The 21,132-nt window shown below is 54.7% G+C and carries 18 protein-coding genes; 7 read left to right on the plus strand and 11 right to left on the minus strand.

The annotated features are described in order from the left end of the window. Positions 1 to 200: 200 nt before the first annotated feature. The 4 genes from JE47_RS0105865 to JE47_RS0105880 form a co-directional block, all read right to left on the minus strand. Positions 201 to 1,475, minus strand: coding sequence for a glycosyltransferase family 4 protein (locus JE47_RS0105865; protein WP_031458860.1), 1,275 nt, complete (start codon positions 1,473 to 1,475; stop codon positions 201 to 203). 265 nt (positions 1,476 to 1,740) lie between these two features. Next, positions 1,741 to 3,504, minus strand: coding sequence for a dynamin family protein (locus JE47_RS0105870; RefSeq protein ID WP_031458861.1), 1,764 nt, complete (start codon positions 3,502 to 3,504; stop codon positions 1,741 to 1,743). Positions 3,505 to 3,535: 31 nt separating this feature from the next. After that, the gene (locus tag JE47_RS0105875) at positions 3,536 to 3,883 is read right to left on the minus strand and encodes a hypothetical protein (protein ID WP_031458862.1); all 348 of its coding nucleotides are present in this window, start codon (positions 3,881 to 3,883) and stop codon (positions 3,536 to 3,538) included. 92 nt (positions 3,884 to 3,975) lie between these two features. Beyond that, positions 3,976 to 4,353, minus strand: a complete 378-nt coding sequence (locus JE47_RS0105880; RefSeq protein ID WP_028458520.1) for a response regulator — start codon at positions 4,351 to 4,353, stop codon at positions 3,976 to 3,978. 452 nt (positions 4,354 to 4,805) lie between these two features. Between JE47_RS0105880 and JE47_RS0105885 the strand changes: the two genes are divergently transcribed. The 7 genes from JE47_RS0105885 (at position 4,806) to JE47_RS0105915 (ending at position 11,192) form a co-directional block, all read left to right on the plus strand. After that, entirely contained in the window at positions 4,806 to 5,384 is a 579-nt protein-coding gene (locus tag JE47_RS0105885) for a hypothetical protein (RefSeq protein WP_031458863.1), read from the plus strand. Positions 5,385 to 5,399: 15 nt separating this feature from the next. Next, positions 5,400 to 7,184 carry a threonine--tRNA ligase gene (gene thrS / locus JE47_RS0105890; protein WP_031458864.1) on the plus strand — a complete coding sequence of 595 codons (1,785 nt, stop codon included), beginning with the start codon at positions 5,400 to 5,402 and terminating at the stop codon, positions 7,182 to 7,184. A gap of 11 nt (positions 7,185 to 7,195) precedes the next feature. Then, complete coding sequence (locus JE47_RS0105895; RefSeq protein ID WP_031458865.1) at positions 7,196 to 7,618, plus strand: YtxH domain-containing protein; 423 nt, start codon at positions 7,196 to 7,198, stop codon at positions 7,616 to 7,618. A gap of 295 nt (positions 7,619 to 7,913) precedes the next feature. After that, positions 7,914 to 9,101 (plus strand): competence/damage-inducible protein A, encoded by a 1,188-nt coding sequence (locus tag JE47_RS0105900; protein ID WP_031458866.1) that lies wholly within the window; start codon positions 7,914 to 7,916, stop codon positions 9,099 to 9,101. Then, positions 9,101 to 9,823: a DUF4013 domain-containing protein gene (locus JE47_RS0105905; protein WP_031458867.1), complete on the plus strand. Its 723-nt coding sequence runs from the start codon at positions 9,101 to 9,103 to the stop codon at positions 9,821 to 9,823. The genes JE47_RS0105900 and JE47_RS0105905 overlap by 1 nt, the downstream gene beginning before the upstream one ends. A 126-nt stretch (positions 9,824 to 9,949) precedes the next feature. Continuing rightward, entirely contained in the window at positions 9,950 to 10,618 is a 669-nt protein-coding gene (locus tag JE47_RS0105910) for a DUF4013 domain-containing protein (protein ID WP_031458868.1), read from the plus strand. A gap of 19 nt (positions 10,619 to 10,637) precedes the next feature. Next, positions 10,638 to 11,192 carry a CDP-alcohol phosphatidyltransferase family protein gene (locus tag JE47_RS0105915; protein ID WP_031458869.1) on the plus strand — a complete coding sequence of 185 codons (555 nt, stop codon included), beginning with the start codon at positions 10,638 to 10,640 and terminating at the stop codon, positions 11,190 to 11,192. A 43-nt stretch (positions 11,193 to 11,235) separates the two neighbouring features. Here JE47_RS0105915 and JE47_RS0105920 read toward each other — a convergent pair whose 3' ends face one another. From JE47_RS0105920 to JE47_RS20380, 7 genes are all read right to left on the minus strand, one after another. After that, complete coding sequence (locus JE47_RS0105920; protein ID WP_035419077.1) at positions 11,236 to 12,390, minus strand: zinc-ribbon domain-containing protein; 1,155 nt, start codon at positions 12,388 to 12,390, stop codon at positions 11,236 to 11,238. A 28-nt stretch (positions 12,391 to 12,418) separates the two neighbouring features. After that, entirely contained in the window at positions 12,419 to 13,501 is a 1,083-nt protein-coding gene (hisC, locus tag JE47_RS0105925; RefSeq protein ID WP_031458871.1) for a histidinol-phosphate transaminase, read from the minus strand. Between the two features lie 14 nt (positions 13,502 to 13,515). Then, positions 13,516 to 15,726, minus strand: coding sequence for an ATP-binding protein (locus JE47_RS0105930; protein ID WP_031458872.1), 2,211 nt, complete (start codon positions 15,724 to 15,726; stop codon positions 13,516 to 13,518). Further along, positions 15,723 to 16,667, minus strand: a complete 945-nt coding sequence (locus tag JE47_RS0105935) for an NAD-dependent epimerase/dehydratase family protein (protein ID WP_031458873.1) — start codon at positions 16,665 to 16,667, stop codon at positions 15,723 to 15,725. Before JE47_RS0105935 ends, JE47_RS0105930 begins: the two co-directional genes overlap by 4 nt. Before the next feature lie 637 nt (positions 16,668 to 17,304). After that, a complete protein-coding gene (locus tag JE47_RS0105940; protein WP_031458874.1) occupies positions 17,305 to 18,555 on the minus strand; it encodes an ABC transporter permease in 1,251 nt (416 codons plus the stop codon). 17 nt (positions 18,556 to 18,572) lie between these two features. Next, positions 18,573 to 20,393, minus strand: coding sequence for an efflux RND transporter periplasmic adaptor subunit (locus tag JE47_RS0105945; RefSeq protein ID WP_031458875.1), 1,821 nt, complete (start codon positions 20,391 to 20,393; stop codon positions 18,573 to 18,575). Positions 20,394 to 20,513: 120 nt separating this feature from the next. Beyond that, positions 20,514 to 21,032 (minus strand): MarR family winged helix-turn-helix transcriptional regulator, encoded by a 519-nt coding sequence (locus JE47_RS20380; RefSeq protein WP_035419079.1) that lies wholly within the window; start codon positions 21,030 to 21,032, stop codon positions 20,514 to 20,516. Positions 21,033 to 21,132: the final 100 nt, after the last annotated feature.

Below are 21,132 nucleotides of genomic sequence, written 5' to 3' on the forward strand. Positions count from 1 at the left end.
ACTAACGAAGTTTCTCACCCTTTTCTTTCCGTCCGTTCTCGATACGGCGACACTCTGGAAACGCTATTTCAACTGAGTGCTTTTCAGAAGAATCGTCTCGCAGTTCAGCGGATGAAACCTATCGATGGATGTACGAGCGCAGCAGCGCTGCGCTCCAACCGATCTGCTTGCTGCTGCGACAGGATAGATCGGATAGGCTCTTATACTCTCGCGCGACACAGTTCGTTGTAGAGGGATTCGTAGCGTGGCAGCAAACGGTCGGCGGCAAAACGCTCAGTGGCAACCCGACGGGCGTTGGCACCTAATTGCCGTCGGGTATCCGGATCATTGAGCAAGCGTACAATCCAGGCTACCATCGCCGGTACCGTGGGTGCGAGAATACCGGTCTCGCCATGGCTGACAATATCAGGTGTTCCGCCAGTCGGCATGGCAAGGATTGGTGCGCCGAGCGCGGCTGCTTCGATCAATGCCCGCGCCAGTGGTTCACCCCAATTCGAGGGAAAGAGGAACAGATCGCAGCGACCGGTCAGGCGTAAGAGTTCATCGTGATCAATCCAGGCCAGTACTCGACCGGGTAAGCGGTAGGTGGTTAGGGTATCGGCAATAGCCTGGCGCATGGTGCCATCACCTGCAATCAAGAGGGTAAAGGGTGGAAGCTGATGACGGTGCGCAGCCAGTGCTGCGATTAGATCGATAAGTAAACCGGCGCCTTTGTTCATCTCTAATTTACCAGCGAACAGTAGAAGTGCCCCGCTCCAGTCGGTGCGGGGTGGGGTGGCCGCGATAGCATCAGTGGCGGCGATGTCAACAATGTTCGGCAACACGTGGATGCGGTGCGGTTCAACGATAGTGCGCAGGCGACGGGCAATGTACTGGCTGGGGGCAATCACCGCATCAGCGGCGGCCAGTAACTTAGCCCGTCGGCGAAGATGGGCCAGCATGTACGGAATCGCAGGGATTGCCAGTGTCCCACGTAATGGACCGAGGCGCGCAGGGAGATCAGTAGCTAACGCGGCCCACGAACTCTCAGGGTATGGGAGACGATTTCCATGGAGACCGGTGGCAAAGTAATCCCACGGCCAGTGATCACGCACCGTTACGACAACCGGTACGTTGAGCGTTTCGCGGGCAAGGATTGCAGCGGCAGCAGCTTGAGTATGCTGCGCATGAATAATGTCTACGCCCCCGTTGTCGTGAGCAGCCGTGATCATTGCTTGCGCCAGTCGTGGCCAGAAGCGCTCGTGACGAACGTAGTTCTGGATAAATGGCAGCTTCGGCGCATAGTACGGGATGCGTTGTACCGGTATCCCGGCAAGTGACGCAACGAGCGGCGAACGACAGGGCTGGCGACAGGGAACAAGAACCTGTACGGTGTGTCCGCGTGCGTGGAGGCCGGTGGCCAGAGCGTAACTGCTCCACGCTGCACCGCCACGGCCATCGGGTGGGAATACGTCTGAAGGGATCAGGATGCGCATATAGTGTGATAAGCAGCAGATCGGACGGAGAGCACAATCGTTTGCTTTTCAGCGTGCTCTGTTCGTCTTGTCATAACGAACCACCAGGAGCGCGCTTGAAAACAGGTCTATGCCTGGGAAGTGCGTGGTTCAGGATGGTGTTCAACGTCTGGATAGTGTTCATTACTCGTTTTGCCCCGTTGTCCGCGGAGAAGCGATACACAAAAGATGAAGACCCTGCCTGATTCACTCTCACCGCTGCAATGCAATATATTACGGCAACCTGCTACTCAACCTGCTTGCTAAACTTCTCAATCGCGACCATCAGGTCAGAAAAGGTACGTTGTAAACCGATCAGATGCTCTTGCTGGGCACGGACAAAGCGAATAAATGGTGCATTCCGTTCACGAATCTGGTGCAGGGTTTGTTCGCTCTGGCGTTCGATCTGCTGGCGTAACTCAGCACGTAGCCGGGTGCGTACTTCATCGATCTTTTTGCGCAAACTCTCCTTCGCCTGCCGTCGTTTAGCCGGTAGAATTGCCAAACCCAGGCCGGCCACTGTCAAAGCAGCCAGAATACCGGTAACGTCGAGTAACACCGTATGAAACAGAGCAACCAGGGTTGCGCCCAAACCGACAGCACCGACACCGGTAATGGCTGTTGCCGCGACTGACGACTGAATTTCGCCGGCCAACTGCTGGGCTTCAGCATTACGGTCGTAACTTGCGATAGCGATTTGCGCAGCCTGCCCGAGATGTTCTAACAAAGCCTGCCGATTGTAGGCAAAACTCCCGCCAACTTGACCCAACATCTGGTCGCGATAGGCCAGCGCGCGCTGTTGAATAAACTCGTCAATACTTTGTTGTAGACGGAGATTTTTTTCAACCAGCCAGTCGATTAACTTCTGAATGCGTTCATCGATCTGGTGATAGGTATCCCCGATAACCTCGCGCTCGAAGTCAGCTCGCAGTCGATTTCCATCCACCAGATCGCGAATCCGGCTCAGTCGGATCGTTTCATCACAGAATCGTTCGCCCCGTTCTTGCAGTGCAATCAACACTCTATCAATTTCGCCGATGTGGTATTCGGCATCTTGCTTCAGTTCATCGTGAAAAAGGGCCAATTGACGTTCGATCTGCTCAATGGCGTACACATCATCACGCAGGGTTGCCAGACGGGATTCGGTAGCAGCGAGGTATGTTTCAGTTACCCGTCGTGCTACCCCTAGCGGCGAGAGTATCTTCAATCGAAAGCGGGTCTCTTCATCGAGGGTGTCAATCACGAAGTGCTCGAAGGCCGCCATACCACTGGCCTGCCATTGCTCGACTGCATGATCGGGTTGTTGCCGCGCCTGCAATGCACGGCGAGCCGAGACCAGAAACAGCTCAGGCGATTGTTCTAGCACTCGATTGACGTGCTCTCGTACAAATTGGGCAACTTGCTCTTGCTCGGCAGGGGTTAGGATGTCAATTTTATTGATCACAACGACAACCTTCTTACCCCAGTCTTTTATCAACTCAAGAAATGTCCGTTCGCTTTCGGTAAAGGGGCGGTCGGCAGAGGTAAGAAAGATCACCAGATCGGCGCGCGGAATAAAATCGCGGGTCAGACGTTCGTGCTGCCGAATGACAGCGTTGGTGCCGGGTGTGTCAACCACAGTCAGTTGACGGAGCATCTCGGCAGGGTAGTGGTGAAGCCGTAGACCGGGTTCGATCAGTTCATCAAACGGTTCATCACCGTATTTCAGCAACGTGATCGCATCGGTGGTTGGCGTCACGCCCTCTGGTAATACCTGTGCGCCAAGCAAGGCATTGAGGAAGGTGGATTTACCGGAATTAAACTCACCGGCGACAACGATCAGAAACAGCTCGCGCAGACTGGCCCGACAGCCGGTGAGAGCGTTGCGGTCAGTTGTTTCGACATCGGGGCCAAACTGATCGAGCGCGGCGTCGATCTGGTGCAACAACGCTTCGAGATCGTTGAGCAACACATCTTGCTGATCGGTGGTTAAACGTCGCCGACGAAACAGGCCAAAGGGTAGTGTTATCACAGCTTTCTCATCAAACGTTCAGTCGCGCAGGTTACATGCCGAGGTTACGGGTGACAACCGCCAGAGCTGCCAATGTCAGCATCAGGCCGGTGATGCCATACAGCAGACCAGGGACAAGATTGGTGCGATCCCAGAACGGATTCCGGCGTACTGGCGTGTTGGTTTCGATCCGACGGCCACGCCAGTACGTGACCCTGGTTGTTGGTCGCGTACCGGGAATTGCTAGCCCAAGCATTTGGGCAGCATGATAGATCAACCAACTGCCTGGCAGCGCGAGGGCCAGGGCAGTGATCGGCCACGGTAGACTCCGTGCATTTGCCAGGACAATGATAATAACAAAGAGCGCAATCCAGCGCCAATCGATGCGCAGCGCAGGCACAGACATCTCCTTTCGTAATACAAACATGATAGCACATGTAGGGAAAGTGGAAGGTGGATCGCGAGGAGGACTACCTGTTAGGTGAGTCCTACCTACACGACCTGATGCAATGCCTGCATAACGAGTGGCGCCAGTTCGCGCAATTCAATCGGCTTGGCGGCGTAGAGTTCAACACCTAGTGCCTGCATTCGGGCGCGTAACCCAGGGGTATCATAGGCCGTCAGGGCCAGGATAGGGAGGTACGGACGGTATGTGCGCACCGCTTTGATGAGTGCCGCTGCTGCACTGTACGGACTGGGATCGACAATCAGCAGATCGACATGACCATTGGCACACGCCAGCCAGGCCTCGTTCGCGTTGGTGGTTGCTTCGACAATAACTTCATCACCAAGCAAAGCTTGCAAGCCACGTTGCGTAACCAGCGCTGCTGTTGGATCGTCGTCGTAAATTTGAATACGATAAGCTGCCATGGTATCAGCTTCCAGGTATGGGTTGAATCGGTAGTATTCGCATGCCGTGTTCTCGTTTTCATCCTATGCTGTTATCATCTATCCGGCGAGACTTGAGGCAACAACGTGTAGTGGTAAACCAATAACAAATCTGCTTGACTCTGAGGTTGCTTCGCGTTACCATGGCGGCGGCAGTAGTGTAAAGCGCCGACGAGGACGAGTAGCCCGATACTAACCACAGGGAGAGCGCGTCGTGACTGAGAGCGTGCTCGGTCGCAGATCGGGTGAAAACCCCCTCTGAGTGGCTCCCGGAACGCAGATTGCCAGTATGGGAGCACGGGATTCGCCCGTTATCGCGAGGAATGAGGCCGGACACCGGATGGTGTTCGGTGAACACAGGGTGGAACCACGAAGCAGCTCTTCGTCCCCGTGCGGACGGAGAGCTGTTTCCGTTAGGCACGAAGGAGTAACGTATGCGCGTGTCCGCCCGTCGGCTCGCTGCCCGGCGGCGAGAAACAACTGGCTGTGCCAGTCAGGTCATCCGCATTGGCCTGGGATTGGTGACCATTGCTCTGCTCTTTATGTTGCTTGTTCGCCCGCAGATCAGTGTGACGCTTGGTCGTCGTTTTGCCGATCTGCTCGCCCCTTCAGGGCCGACGGTTGACGTTGCCGGTGCTCCGCTGCCGGTGTTGGTTGCAGCTCTGCCACCAGGTAGGGTAACGGTTAGCGAAGCCGAGGTTAACGAATATCTAACCGATATTGGGGCTACGTTGCCGGTCGAGGCAGTGCAGGTTCGCTTTCAAAACGAACGCGCCGTGATAAGCGTCCAGGCTTACGGTATGACTGGAGTGATCAGTGGTGGAATTACTGTGCGTGATGGACGCCTTGCCGTCCTCGATCCCCAGGTTGCGGGGCCATTGGCGATGTTTCTCTCGGCGCCTGATCTTACCACTGTTCTGAACGAACGACTTAACGCTGAATTCAGTCGGCAAGATCGCCAGATAATTGAGGCGCGGATCATCGACGGTTACTTGACCATTGTTACAAGATAGGAGGAAACACTCGCTATGCCAGTCGATCCAAACAGCGATCCCTATTACCGCTTGCGTCACTCGCTGGCCCATGTGATGGCGCAGGCTGTGCTAGAAATCTTTCCCGATGCCAAAATTGCGATTGGACCACCGATTGAAAATGGCTTCTACTACGATTTTGATTTGCCACGTCCGCTAACGCCTGAAGACCTGACCGAGATTGAAAAGCGGATGAAGCGTATTATCGCTGGCAATCATCCATTTATCTACCGTGAAGTCAGTGCGGAAGAAGCTCGCCAGATCTTTGCCAATCAACCGTATAAGCTAGAGCTGATCGAAGGTTTAGCTAAAGGGCTTGACGAGTACGGTGAGACGCATCATGGCGATACCGTTATTTCGACGTACCGTCAAGATACCTTTGAAGATCTCTGCCGTGGCCCCCATCTCAACCACACTGGCGAGATCAATCCTGAAGCCTTCAAGTTGATGAGCATTGCTGGTGCTTACTGGCGTGGTGACGAAAAAAACCGTCAGTTGCAACGCATTTACGGTACAGGTTGGAATACCAAAGAAGAACTGGAAGCATACTTGCATCGGCTAGAGGAAGCACGTAAACGTGACCATCGTCGCCTTGGTAAAGAGCTGGGTCTCTTTTTCTTCTCTGATGACATCGGTCCTGGTTTGCCGATCTTTACTCCCAAGGGCGAGATCATTCGGCACGAAATGGAAACGTATGTGCGAGAAGTTCAGACCCGCTACGGTTATCAGCACGTCTGGACAGGTCACGTCGTGAAAGAGCAGCTCTACCGCAAGTCGGGGCATTACGATAATTATCGTGAGAGCATGTTCCCGCCGATGGTTGAGAGCGAAGACCTCATCTTCCGGCTCAAACCGATGAACTGTCCTAGTCACATGACTCTCTACAACCAGCTCGGTGTCATCAGCTACCGCGATCTCCCGATCCGCTTTGCTGAATTCGCAACCCTTTACCGCTACGAAGATAGCGGTGCGTTAAGCGGGTTAACCCGTGTGCGTGCATTGACGCAGGATGATTGCCATATCTTCTGCCGCCCCGATCAAATCCAGGAGGAGTTTAGCCTCGCGCTACAGGTCATTCGTGAGGTGTTGAGTACCTATAAGTTTACCGACTATAAAGTGCGCCTATCACTGCGCGGGAAAGAAGGAAAATACGTTCAGGATGATGAAAAGTGGGAATTAGCGACCGCAGCGCTGCGCAGCGCCCTCGAAGCTAACGGCGTCGATTACTTTGAAGCTGAAGGTGAAGCCGCCTTCTATGGGCCGAAAGCCGATTTTCTTGCGCGTGATGTGTTAGGGCGCGAATGGCAACTAAGCACGATCCAGGTCGATTTTATTCAACCCGCCCGTCTGGGTTGCGAATACATCGGTGAAGACGACAAACCTCACACCCCCGTCGTCTTACACCGTGCCGTCACCGGTACGACCGAACGGTTTATGGGTATTTTAATTGAACATTACGGTGGGGCATTTCCACTCTGGTTGGCACCTGTGCAGGCGGTGATCATCCCCATCACCGACAAACAAATGGATTTTGCCCGTCAGGTACGTCAGCGGCTGTTTGCCGCCGGTCTGCGCGTTGAACTCGACGACAACCGTGACCGGATGCAAGGCAAGATTCGTCGTGCTCAGTTGCAGAAGATTCCGTATATGCTTATAATCGGCGCCAGAGAGGAAGCTGCCGATGCTGTTGCTGTGCGCACCCGTAGTGGTGAAGACCTGGGTGCAATGGCCGTTGACGCATTCCTGGCACGTGCGCTAGATGAGATTCGCACCCGCAAGTGAGGAGTATCTCCATGACCGTTGAGAACGACGCTATTGCCGAGGTGGCACGCCGATTTGCCGAGGCGGTTCACGCCGAACGGACTGCAACGCTCGAAGCGCTGGCGGCTGAACGCGAAGCTGCCCAACGTTTACTGACCGCACTGCGCCGCGAACACGAACGACAGACGGCGTCGGCGGCTGGCGCCTTTATTACTGGGGTGGTGGTCGGAGCGGTGCTAGGCTTTGCAGTAGTTGCCCTGTTCAATCCGCGTTCAGGTCATGAAACCCGTCAATATCTTGCCGCACGTGTTAGTGTGGTACGCCAATCGTTTGCTGAACGGTTACGGGCAGCCATTTCGGCCGGCCAGCGTGCTGCCGCCGAACGTGAGCAAGAGCTGTGGCGCGAATATCGCAAACGTATGAGTGAACAACCTCCCCAAGAGCCACTGGCGTGATCGATCTGCGAACTATCATATCGATAGCGCTGTCTGGTCGGTCTTGAGGCGGAGTGGTGGTTCACCACTAGAATGGGGCGGGGTCGGAACCCGCCTCTTCCACCATTCCATCAGCGTGAAAGTATTTCGGCGAACAATCGCTATTGTAGGGTAGGAATGCGGTATACTGCGTGAAGATGATGTTTATAAACCTGATACCTCAGCCCAGCGGGGAACGTAAGCGCACTGCAAAGACCTACCACATCGGATTGAAACAAGCTTCGGCTCGTCGGTAGCACATCACAACGAGGATTGCATGGACGCTGAGATTATCGCAATTGGTTCAGAACTCCTGCTCGGTGTAACGGTTGATACCAACAGTGCCTATCTTGCTCGCCAACTAGCGGCTGCGGGCGTCAATGTCTACCGCAAAATGGTCGTTGGCGACAATGTTGACCGCATCACTACCGCCGTTCGTGAGGCACTCAGCCGGGCCGATCTGGTGATCTGCACCGGTGGTCTCGGCCCAACCCTTGACGATGTTACTCGTGAAGCGGTAGCCGCTGCGCTGAATCGGCCCTTGGAGTTCCATCCCGAACTGCTCGATCAGATTGCCGCTCGTTTCGCAGCAATGAACCGCCCGATGAGCGAGAGCAACCGCCGACAGGCGTATGTTCCTGCGGGAGCGCGGATCATTCCTAATCCACGTGGTACAGCGCCAGCCTTTCTGATCGAAGATGAGCGGGGAACCGTGGTGGTGCTGCCTGGAGTGCCGGGTGAGATGCGTTATCTGTTTGAAACGGCGGTTTTACCGTATCTTCGTGAGGAACGTGGCATCACGACCGTAATACTGGTGCGTACCCTGCATGCGGTCGGCCTCGGTGAAAGTGTGATCGGCGAGCGGATTGCCGATCTGATGCAACAGACTAACCCCACCGTCGGGATTTCAGCCAAACGTGCCCGCTACGAATTACGCATCGGTGCGCGTGCCGAAAGTCAGGCCGAAGCCGAAGCGATGATTGCCCGCACTGAGGCAATCATTCGCGAACGTCTCGGTCAATACTTGCTAGGAGAAGAAGAACTACCGACGGTGGTCGCTCGTCTTCTGCGAGAGCGCCATCAGACTCTGGCGCTCTACGAAGGAATCCTCCGTGCGCCGGTTTTGCAGGCCTTGTTGTCGCTGCCCGACAGTGATCAGGTGTTGCGTGGCGTAGAGATACATCCGCTCGATAGTCCCGCCGATACTCAGGCGGCATCAGACTTGGCTGCTGCTGGTGCAGCCAATGTCGCCGAACGCTGGCAAAGTAGCATCGGTTTAGGTGTCCAACCGGCAAGTTGGCCAGATACCAACGGCTTTACAAGCGTCTCGTTTGTGCTCATCACCCCTACGGGCGAACGACGGCTAAACCGTCCCTTTGATCTCCGCTCATCTGATGGCTTTGAGTTTATCGGAACAGCAGCGCTTGATCTCCTGCGTCGCTATCTAGCCGGGGAGCCGGAGTAGTGTATACCTCATCATCACCGACAACGTTATCGGCGGCCATTGCCCTGATCTGCCGTGATCCGGCGTGGTGGTGGAAATGTCTGCTCCACGGGGCACTGGCAATGACGATTATCGGTTTGCCGTTAGCAGTTGGTTTCATTATGGAGAGCTATGATAATAGCCGCCGTGGCTTTCCCATCCCGTTACCTCCATGGCGTGATTGGACATTGCGGGCCATAACCGGTATCCTGGCCTTGCTCATCGATCTGGCCTTCTTTGTTCTCCCCCTTATGATCGGTATTCTGGTGTTGGTGTGTAGTGGTCTGACGCTGGTGCTGGCCGCCCAAACGCAACTGCTCGAACCGGTTATGCGCGGTATTCTGAGCCTGATAGGGTTGCTTTGGGGGAGCCTGTTTCTCATCGGTGTGGCCCCTATTGGTCGGCTTATCTTTGCCGAGGAGGGTCGGATTGAACAGGCCCTCAGCCTGGACACGGTGCGACGCGCATTCACACCGCCGTACCGTACTTATTTCTGGCGCGCACGACTGACCAGTCTGGCTGCATATCTACCGGCTGGACTGTTAGCTGTGTTGATGTGGGGGCTGATGGTCTTGAATGCACCACTGCCGCTAATCATTCTGGATGGGTGGTTCTTGTGCAGCGCCGGGGTCTTTGCCCAATTGGTCGGTGCTCAACTCTATGTAGCGGCGGAACGGCAGGCGCAACTGATGACTCGTGCCTGAGTCGAGGCGAAATGGTTGCCCGCAGTATTTGCTGCCTGGTTCTTGATCGGGCTCGGAAAATGACACTTTGTTCAAACGTTCTGTCGTTTTCGGAATGCCCATCAGAGAGCTTGATCGGAGTACCTCATGAATCTTACACGCGCTTTTAGCTTCGTATTCGATGATCCAGACTGGTGGAAGATCACCCTTACAATCGGTCTTTTACAATTTATTCCATTTGTAGGGCAGATTGCTCTCCTGGGTTGTACTATTATGACTGCACGTTCGCTGGCGAGTGGGCAAGAAAGACCATTACCCAGATTGGATCAGATCGGTGATATATTTCGAGAAGGTTTCTCTAGTCTTATCATATCTGTTTTTTATTATTTACCAATAATCATCTTTTCTTGTTTCTTTTTTTGTTTAGTCGGTGTTATCATTGCTTCCAGCAGTAATCGCGAACCGCCGTTTGGGATACTGATCGGCCTGTTGATCTGCTTCAGTATTATGCTATTGCCATTTACCCTTATTACCCAACCGGCATTACTCATCGGCATTGGTCGGTATGTGCAGACAGGCTCATTCAGTGCAGCCTTACAGCCAGGAGAAATCTGGCAGTGGTTTCGCAATTATCCGGTAGAGTGGTTAGTCTTGTGGCTTGTTTCGGTGTTGTGCTATTTCGTTGCCAGCCTGGGAAGCATCTTCTTCATGATCGGTATCATCTTTAGCGTACCATATGCAGCGTTCGTCTTTGGTCATCTGCTTGGGCAAACGGTTCGACAGGTAACCACTACGCCAGCGCCACCGTCGTTGTAACTACAATTAGGAGGACGCAATGGCTTTTCGCGACCTCATTCAGCCACGAGAACTGCTCTATCCATCAAATCTGTTGACGATCAGTCGTTTGCTGCTCTTACCGGCAACAATTTACTACATGCAGCGCAATGACCGTCGTCAACGGGCGTTGGTATTACTGGCGCTTACGATGCTCACCGACGCTCTCGATGGACCGATTGCCCGTCGGCGTGGCGAAGTGTCGAAGCTAGGCCAAATTCTCGACCCAATTGCCGATAAGGTGTTGATCGACTCGGCAGCAGTGATGCTGTCTCGCACACGCGGGTTTCCGTGGTGGGCAACCGGCTTACTCATCTTCCGCGATGTTGGGATTTTACTTGCCGGATTCGTTGTTCTGCGCCGCAAAGCCCATATTACCACCGCAGCCAGTAGTGGTAAGCTAACGACCCTGGCGATGACGCTGGTTGCGTTGCTTTATCTGGCTGGAGGTCCGCGCTGGGGCAAACCGGCTCTTTACGCAGCACTGATCCCATTTGGTTTTTCGTTTGTGGAATATGGCTGGCGTTTCTGGAAGATTATGTGCACGGATAATTGATGGCACGAACTGTAGGGGCAGGACGAAACCGGCCCCTGACAATTCATCGCTTGCGTATGGTAATCTCGTCGTAACGTACAATCGCGCCGGCTTTATCAAAACTGGTAACTGCCAGACCAATCTCGCCACTGGTAAAGGTCGGATCACGGGTCTTTTCGAGCTGACGGTCGTTGACAAAGAGAGTAATCTCGTCGCCGTTCAGTACTACCCGGAGGCGGTTCTTTGCCGCATTGATCACGTTATGCTTGGTCCAATCGATGAGCGTGACCCACTGATCGTCTTTTAACAGTTCGAGTGCGTAGTAGCCATCGTTGGATACACTGAACAAGTAGAAGTTGTTGGAATCCTGATAGTGGAAGATCAGCCCGGCTGCAACGTTTGCACTGTTCGCGGGAACTGAATAGCTCGTTTCGATTACCACATCACGGTATGTTCCTTCTACCAGCGCCCATACCAGCATCTCTGATTGTTTCACTTCGATGACGTAGTTGCCCTGGTCATAGGCGTAACGCGAGCTCCTATCTTCCCTCTCCCCTAGATTGCTCGCCTGCGGGTCTTCAAAATCGTCACGAAACAAGACTTGCCCATCGGTGACCGGTGCAACGGCGCCGCTGCTACCGGTGGTTGGCGATGTCGATATCAGGTCTTCCGAAACGGTATTGAACATTGAGATCGATAGGAGTATGGCCACACATGTAACTATAAATATGAGAAGTAAACAGCCACCTCCACCAACCAGCCCCCACACCAACCAGTTGTTTGAGCGTTGCGCCGTCATACCGGTCGTAGAGGGGATTTGTAGTGGGCTGGGGTGCGTTGATAATCCGCCGTATGCAGGAGGTGGCGGCGGCAGAAACGGATCAGGAGGTGTTCCTACGCTCTGTACAGGAGGAATAACGGGTGGTACTCCTGGTGGTGACTGAGGTGGTGACGACCCGACCGGCGGCTGCGTTGGTGGCAACACGACCGTTGGTGGTACTCCGGCTGGTGGTTGATTGGGCGGCAACACGACCGTTGGAACGCCGGCTGGCGGTTGATCGGGCGGCAATACGACCGTTGGAACGCCGGTTGGTGGTTGGGGTGGAGTTGCGGCTGAGTTTCCGGGAACGCGCGTACCACACTCTGGACAAAAACGATCTTCGGGGGACAACTTACGGCCACATTGAGCGCAGAAGGTAGGCGATTGTGGTTCACTCATATTATCTCCTTAGTGTGACGCACTATGCTTATCGGCAAGATCTGCGCAGTATCTCGCGCAACGCTGCAACAAACATCTCATTCTCGGTGTGGGTACCAAATGAAACCCGCATCCAACCTGGTAATCCCCAGCCACTGAGTGGCGTTACCAACACCCCACGTTGGGCCAGCGCGGCTGCTACTGTCGTATCATCAGGCACTGCTACCACCACAAAGTTCGTCTCACCCGGAATAACGGTAAGCCCCATCGCCCGCAGTTGGGTGGTCAGAAACGTTCGACTGGCGGTAGCATGCGCTAGTGAACGTTCGAGATGTTCGGCGTCGTCGAGTGCTGCCAGACCGGCAATCTGAGCCAGGGTATTGACGTTGAACACCGGTCGTACTCGTTCAAGATAAGCGATCAGGTCGGGGTTGCCGAAGGCGTAACCCAAGCGTAGCCCGGCCAAGCCGTGAATTTTGGCAAAGGTACGTAGTACCAACAGGTTCTCCTGGCCGGCTCGCACCAGCGGTAAGAGATCGGGAAAATCGGGACGAGTGACAAATTCCCGATACGCCTCATCAACTATCACCAGCACATCGCTTGGTACCTGTTCAAGAAACCTCATCAGTTCCGCTGCGCCAACGGTTGTGCCGGTCGGATTATTGGGATTACAGACAAAGACCAGGCGAGTCTGTGGGGTAATCGCGGTGACCATTGCCGGTAGATCGTGCGTCATCTCACGCAGGGGAACCTGGCGGGCAATTGCGCCCTGGGCCTGAATGCGTCGTGCATAGCTGATAAACGATCCCTGAGCCAGTACGGCTTCATCGCCTTCACCGAGCAGTGCGTGGCAGACCAACATAATCAACTCATCCGAACCATTGCCGAGCATCACCTGATCGGGTCGCACATCAAACCGCTCGGCGAGCGCATATTTCAGGGTAGTGCCGCTGGCATCGGGATAGCGATGGATATTGTTCAGCGCAGCCTGAAGTGCAGCCAACGCCCGCGGTGAAGGGCCTAACGGGTTTTCGTTCGCTGCCAACCGCACAGACACCACGTCGGATGTGGTGCGTCGCGGTGGCGGGGCGGGGGGTAATGCCTGCACAAACGATTTCTTACGAACTGGCACGTGAATACTCCTCGTTAACGTAACTCTGGGATGCGATCATTGGCTGAACGTTGCGGTTGTTCAACCGGTAAGAGCACCATAAAGGTACTACCCTGACCTTCACGGCTTTCGATCCAGATCTGACCACCGTGCATCTGGACGATTTCACGGCTCAGGTAGAGGCCCAGCCCTAGCCCTTCGGCCTGTCGGCCTGGTGCACGGTAATAGCGCTGGAAGACGCGCTCCTGTTCTTCGGGTGGAATGCCTGGCCCCTGATCGCTGACACTAATCAGAACGGCAGGTATCTGACTGTTCAACAGAATGGCACGCCGGAGACGCACACCGATCACGCTCTCGGGAGGGCTGTACTTGATGGCATTACTGATCAGATTGGTCAAAACCTGACGAATACGCATCGGATCGCAAGTGATGATCAATTCAGCCGTTTCACCTTCGAGCAGTAACTCTCGATTACCGGCGCTGGGCCGCTGCTGATCGATAACCTGTTGGACTAAGGTCACCAGATTGATCTGCTGGTACTGCAAATCAAACTGACCGGAATCGAGACGAGAAACATCGAGCAAATTATCCACCAGGCGCAGCATATGCGATACCTGTTGGGTGAGAATTGTCAACCCGTGCAGATCGCGGGGATCACCCTCGCGCTGTTGTTCACGTCGTAGCAAGAGATCGGCATAACTGCGCACCGCTGCCAGTGGACTGCGCAATTCATGGGCAGCTACAGCCAGGAATTCATCTTTCGCCCGTTGGACCTTCTGCGTTGCGGTAATATCACGGAATGTAATCACGGCGCCCTCGACTTCTCCCCGTTCATTGACTGCCGGTGCACCGCTGAAGCTAAAAAAGCGTTCGGCGTTATCGGGTAAGCGCCGCATCAACCGATAATCAGAGAACGTCTCGCCGCGAAGGGCACGGGTGAACGGAAGTTCATCGGGCGTTAGCGGATGACCATCGAGATCACGCAGATCATAGAGTTCCGGAATGGTTGCCAGGGGGGTTTCAAAACTCAAATTGGCCTGGGGGAGCAGATCATGGGCCGCCTGATTCGCCAGTGTCAGCCGACCATAGCGATCACAGAGTAACACCCCTTCGGCAATCGACTCGACGACCGTATGAAATTTCCGTCGCTCACGCTGGCTGTCTTCGTACAAGCGAACGTTCGCAATCGCAAAGCCAACCTGATTGCAGATTGGCATCAACATATCTTTATCAATTGCCCTGGTGAATTCTAGATCGCCGAACAATGCCAGTACACCGGTAACTGTACCACCGGCCAGTAGCGGAAGATACGCTGCGGCCATCAGGCCAGCTTCCAGCAGCGGCGTTTCACCACGTTCCGACAAGAGGGGACGAACGGCAGGTTGACCGTAACGCACAATCTCGGCGCAGGGGCTGGCATCAACCGCGACCTGGTCGAAACAGCTCAGCGCTGCCGGGTCCATATGAGACCAGGCACTGATCTGGAGCCGTTCTTGAGCCGGGTCGAACAGCAAAAGCGCACCACTCTGGGCTGGTGTGAGTTCGAGGACGACGGTCAACACGCTCTGCACCAGATCAGGTAGATCGGCAGCGGTGCTGATCGAGGTAACAACAGCATCAAACGCCTTCAACCGCTGATGACTACGGCGAAGTTCATCGTAGAGCTGGGCATTGCGAATCGCTGCCGCGACCATCCCAGCAATCATCTCGAGGTCAACTGTTGCTAGTCGGAAAGAATCGGTAGGAACACCGATCAATTCCAGTACACCAACAAACGATGGTCCGGCTCGTAATGGGATGGCGGTTACTATCAAGCTACGGGGTAGCAGATCGCCGATAGCCTGAAACACCGCTTGCGCCTCGGGTGATGCAATGCCCTGGAGTTCGCGATAGCCGTGCTCGCCATGTTGTTGCACAAGAGCTTCGCGTTGCCAGGCTAATCCGGCTGCACCCTCACCGCTGCGTAACCTGAGCCGCAGCCATTGATCATACGTAGCAGGAGGCATCGTCAAGCCGGCCTGTGCAACCGGTTGCAAACTGCTGCCCTTAACCAACCAGAGAACCGCCGCCGTAACTGCCGGTAACATGTCAATCACACCCGTCACCAGCGCCGGAAAGAGGCGTTCTGGTTCTTGCAACGCCAGCCAGGTAATACCGGTCTGCAACCAACGTTGTACTCGTTCGGTAGGGATTGACCGTTCGTTTACCTGATCAGAAAGATGCAGCTCAGACTGGTGCTCCGTCATACGGTCTTCTCTCTGTGCGACCATGCTACGGCACGGCGAATGCCTTCAGGCAACGGCACCTGCGGCTGAAAACCCAGCAATTCACGGGCCTGGCGAATATCGGCTACGTAGTAGTTCACTTCGCCAACCCGCTTAGCCGGTTGGACGATGATCTCCGGTTGACGACCTAACACCTGACCTATCAACTCGGCAACTCGAATCAGCGTATTCCCCTCGCCATAAGCCAGATTGATGGTACGATTGACCACTTCCCCACTACATAAACGTGTGATACCACGCATAATACCATCGATACAATCATCGATATAGGTAAAATCGAGTACCTTATCGCTACCGTACACCGTTACCGGTTCACCTCGACTGATCCGATGGATAAACAACGGAATCACCCGTTCCATGCGGTTAAGATCGTTATCAAAACGGCCATAAACGTTGGAAAAGCGAAACACAATGTAGCGTAAGCCGTAGCAACGTGCGTAAGCGTAGATCAACGCTTCACCGGCAATTTTTGACGCCGAGTATGGACTTTCGGTAAAGCTAAAATCGGCGCGAGTCTCTTCAGTGATATACCGATGAATATCGCCGTATACCTCACGCGATGAGGCAAAGATGATTGGCAAGTCGTGTAGTCGGCAATATTCGAGCACATTATACGTAATGTTGATATTTTCTAACGCACGATGCGGTTCGGTGACCAGGTCATGGACTTTGGCATTGGCTGCGAGATGCACAACCAGATCACACGGTGGATAAGGTGCACCACCGATGCCTGCCCGAAAATCGCGTTGCGGAACCGCAAGGTCTTGTAACAACGTAGGGATACGATCAGTCCACGTGTTCACCCGTCGGTCAATCCCAAAAACATCATGACCCGCCTCAAGTAACCGCAGGCCGAGATTGGTGCCGATCATGCCAGAAGAACCGGTGATTAGGATGCGCATTGATAGAACCGTATTGCCAATCAGTGAAAAGGTCATGTACACGTCACTTGCGGCGCATGCCCGTTTGATGCCTTCAGCGACGTGTGCTAACAGTATAGCATGCAACCAAAGGGGGGCTAATGCAGGGATGTTGCCTTTTAAGGGGCAAAGCGTATGCTCTCGCCGACAGTGACGATGGAGGAAGAGAAAAGAGAAGGGTGAGCGAGGAGGTGGGGTCCATCCTATCTACAGGGACTGTGGAAGTAGCTCCCCGTTCCGACAGTGGTCTGTGACTATCCTCTTTTCATCTCACCGATGTGCCCGTCGCCGAATCGGGAGAGGCTGGTGCCAACCCCATCTCTAATGGTATACCGTTCCCCCTTCCTCTCCCAAACGGGGAGAGGAAGGGGGCCTGGGGGAAGGTTAGGGTCTCCAAGCCTGCTCCGCAGCACAGGCCCTGAAACCGTTAAAACCTTTTCCATCGCGTCGCGGAGTAGCGGAGACGCATGCATTGCCCGCCAGCGTTCCCCTAAATACTCTACTGCGTATCATAAGCCCAGGTTTTTGATCACGCTCTGAGAACTTGGAAACCTCCATTAGCAAAGCAGGGGCAGCGTCCAAATTTTATCGTGCAGAGGTACTGCCCGTTGTTCCGGCGCTACTCATAACGCAGCGCCGCGATGGGATCAAGCCGTGCGGCGCGGTCGGCCGGGTATAGACCAAAGAAGATACCGACCGCAATCGAGGTTAATGTCGCCAGCAGAATTGCATCAAGGCTCACTTCAGCCCGTGCGTTTGGTGAAAAATTCGCCAGCAGTGCTGTGCCAATAGCCGCCAGTGCGTAGCCGAGTGCAATCCCCAACACTCCACCCATTAAACTGAGCACCGTTGCTTCGACCAAGAACTGAAGCCGAATATCATTGCGGCGCGCCCCGACTGCTTTGCGCAACCCGATCTCGCGAGTTCGTTCGGTCACGCTCACCAGCATAATATTCATAATCCCGATCCCCCCCACCACCAGCGAAATGGCGGCAATGGCGCCCAAAAAGATCGTGATCGCACCGGTAATCGTTGCAAAGGAACTTACCAGGTCTTGCTGGGTCACAATCGTAAAGTTATTGTCTTGATAGGTCAAACCGTTCCGTTGGCGGAGCAGCGCCGTTACCTGATCGATCAGATCATCGATACTCTTTTCATCACGCGCTTGAATATAGACGACCGTTACATCAACGCGCCGCGTCACATTTTGTGCGGGAGGAAAGAGACGGTCTTGTGCCGTCGTAAGCGGAACGAAAATCTGGTCATCTTCATTTGAGGCGAAACTCCCACCCCGTTCGGCCATCACACCGATCACTTGAAAGCCAATCCCGTTGATCCGAATCCGCTGCCCAATGGGATCGGCGCCGTTGGGGAAGAGCCGCTGGGCAACCCGATGACCCAAGACCGCCTCGCGTGAACGTAACTCAAGCGCTCGTTCGTCGAAGAAGCTCCCTACTGCGACTCGTGCATTCCGTACCTGCAAATAGTTGGCACTGACCCCGGCAATCAGGGCATCGTAGCTGGCGCCGCCATAGGTCGTAAGGGCACGCCGACTGAACTCAGCACAAACTGCGGCAACTGCCGGTACGTTCAGCGGATCGGCGATTGCGGCAATGTCTTCATTGGTCAGGCGTGGTGGTACGCGACGATTCGTTTCCGGGTCGTTGGTACCGGCAAATAGAAAGACGAGATTGCTGCCTAATCCCTGTAACTCGCTGGTCACCAGGGTTTGAATCGCACCACCCAATGCTAGCAGGGCAATCACTGCACCAACCCCAATAATGATGCCAAGCATGGTCAGGATGGCGCGCAATTTATTGGCCAGCAGACTATTAAAAGCAATCCGTAGTGCTTCAATCAGGTTTAGCATAGCCTGCTCCATGGATCTCAGCGATTGCGAACACCGGGCGGCGGGCCGCTGAAGAGATTAAAGCGCGCATCTACCCCTGGCACATAGACACAACTGTTTTCATCGATATTTCCTGCAATGATCTCGATGATCTGCTCGTTACTCAAGCCAGTTTGCACCGCTACTGCCTGTAAAGCCGGTTGTAACGGGCGTTGGGCAATATCGAGGTTGCATAACGCCGGATCAACGGTCACATCAACGAAGAACTGCCCACCTTCCGCACGGATGGCTCGTCGGGGCACTACCAGCGTATCGCTCTTTTCGGCCACAATAATATCGGCGCTGGCCGACATACCCGGTCGCACTGCCGCCGGTGGATTGTCGGTAACGATTCGCACCGTGTAAGCGGTTACCCCCGATTGCACAATTGAGAGCGGATTAATACGTGCGATAGTCCCGCGCAGATCGAGGTTAGGCAGAGCATCAAGCACAAGTATTACCGGCTGACCAACGGTAATCTGGGCAACATCGATCTCGTCAACAGTAACATCAACATAATATCTACTGAGATCGGCCAGTACCACCGCTGGTCGCGCTGCGTTGTACAATTCACCGACCTCAAGATTGACTTCGGCCACTACACCGGCAATTGGTGCGACCAGTGTCGCTCGCTCAAGAGCAAGCTGCGCTTGTGCCAGATTCGCCCGTGCACTGGCAACCTGCGCCTCGGCGCTGGCCAGATCGGCTTCGCTGGGTGGCGAGGTAATGCGTTTGAGATTAGCCTGAGCGTTGGCGACTGCGGCATTAGCGGCAGCCAGGCTACCGGCTCGTTGATCGCCGAGCAATTTATTCAGGTTAGCCTCGGCTTGGGCTAACTGTGCCCTTGCTGCGGCAACCTGATCGGTATCGGCACCGGCGAGGATGCGCTCGAGATTGGCTTGTGCGCTACGCAACTGCGCTTCAGCCTGAGCAATCCCGGTGATTTCGGCCTGCACTGCCTGATCGTAGGCAACCTTTGCCTGTCGCATCTGCTCTTCAGCATTCTGCACTGCCCGCAGCGCAGCCGCTTCGTTGTCAAGTGCAGATTGCGGCAGCGACTGGCCGAATCTTGCCAGTTGTTGCTCACGTTCACGATTATCGTTATAAATCCGACTGTACTCTGCCTGACGGTCGCGCAGTGCATTTGCTGCCTGCAACAACTGCGACTCGGCCCGTGTCTTAGCCGCCGAGAGCGAGTCGCGTTGTGCTTGCAACGCTGCCGCCGCCTGGTCAACCTGGGCCTGGGCCTGAGCCACTTCGCTGGCCTTTGGCCCTCCCAACAAGCGTGTCAGATTAGCCCGAGCCTGCTCGACCTGTGCGCGGGCAGCTTCCAGGTCTTTCTCGGTCACACCACCGGTTGTCTGGCGCAATTGAGCTTGCGCCTGCGCCAGTTGCGCCTCAGCCGCAGCTACCTCGGCTTCACTCGGCCCAGCCCGCAACCGATCGAGATTTGCCTGGGCCTGAGCCAGTTGTGCTGCCGCCTGTTCAACCCGCAGTTCGAGATCACGTGTATCGAGACGGGCTAACGCCTGGCCGGCATTGACCTGATCGCCGACCTGCACCAATACCTCACTGATCAGGCCACTACTGGTAAATGCGAGATCGAGCACCTGTTGCGGTTGAATCGAACCACTAGCATTCACCGTCGCTTGAATCGGACTGCGCTGCGGGCGAGTCAGTGCATAGTTAAGTCGCAAATTGGTCGGTTGACCACGATTAAACACAAACGTCCCGGCAACAATACCACCAATAATGAGGAGAATGCCAATGCCCCACCAGAGCCGAGATGTTCGACGACGAGGACGTGATGACTGAGCCATAATACAGCCTCAAATTGCTTTTATCCACAACACAAACGACCCATCAGCAAGTACATTGTAATGCTGATGCTATCCATCGTAATATGACGAAACAGAACATTGAAAGGTTGCCGGTGAAAATTACATGGGACGGTCGAGTGATGAATTGACCTGCCCGTGCAGATGTTGTTCAGAGTCGCGGCTGCTGATCAACTCATTAATACCATCGAGAAGGAGTCGGAGCAGGTGTTCGAGGGCATGCAATTGCTCCAGGCTAAACCGGGACAGAATGCGGTCCATATCGGCACGTCGTGCCTCTTCCACTAGCGCCAGGCGCTGTTCGCCCTGGCGTGTCAGCATTACCTGAACAACCCGTCGGTCTTCGGCATCGCGCACGCGCCCAACCAGGTGTTCATCGATCAGACGATCGACGATACCGGTGAGCGTTCCTGCCGACTGCTGGGTAATCTCGGCCAAATCACTCATTCGACAAAGGCCAGCTTCGCGAATCGCAAACAATGTTACCATCTGTGGCAACGTCAGGTTAATGTCAGGTCTGCTGAGCGTTTGCAACAACTGCTTCTGGCTCTGCCACGTGATCTGACGCACTATATCGTCGATAATATCGGTATGATGCGACCGGGCCGCTTGTTCATCCATGCGTCGCCTCACAAGCAATTATACTGAGAATGCGAATTATTTCAGCCACAAATATTTAAACCTCTGATAACCATCGTACCCGATAGTTGCAAGAATGTCA

The organism is Chloroflexus sp. MS-G, from assembly GCF_000735195.1.
In the GTDB taxonomy this organism is placed as follows: Bacteria; Chloroflexota; Chloroflexia; order Chloroflexales; family Chloroflexaceae; genus Chloroflexus.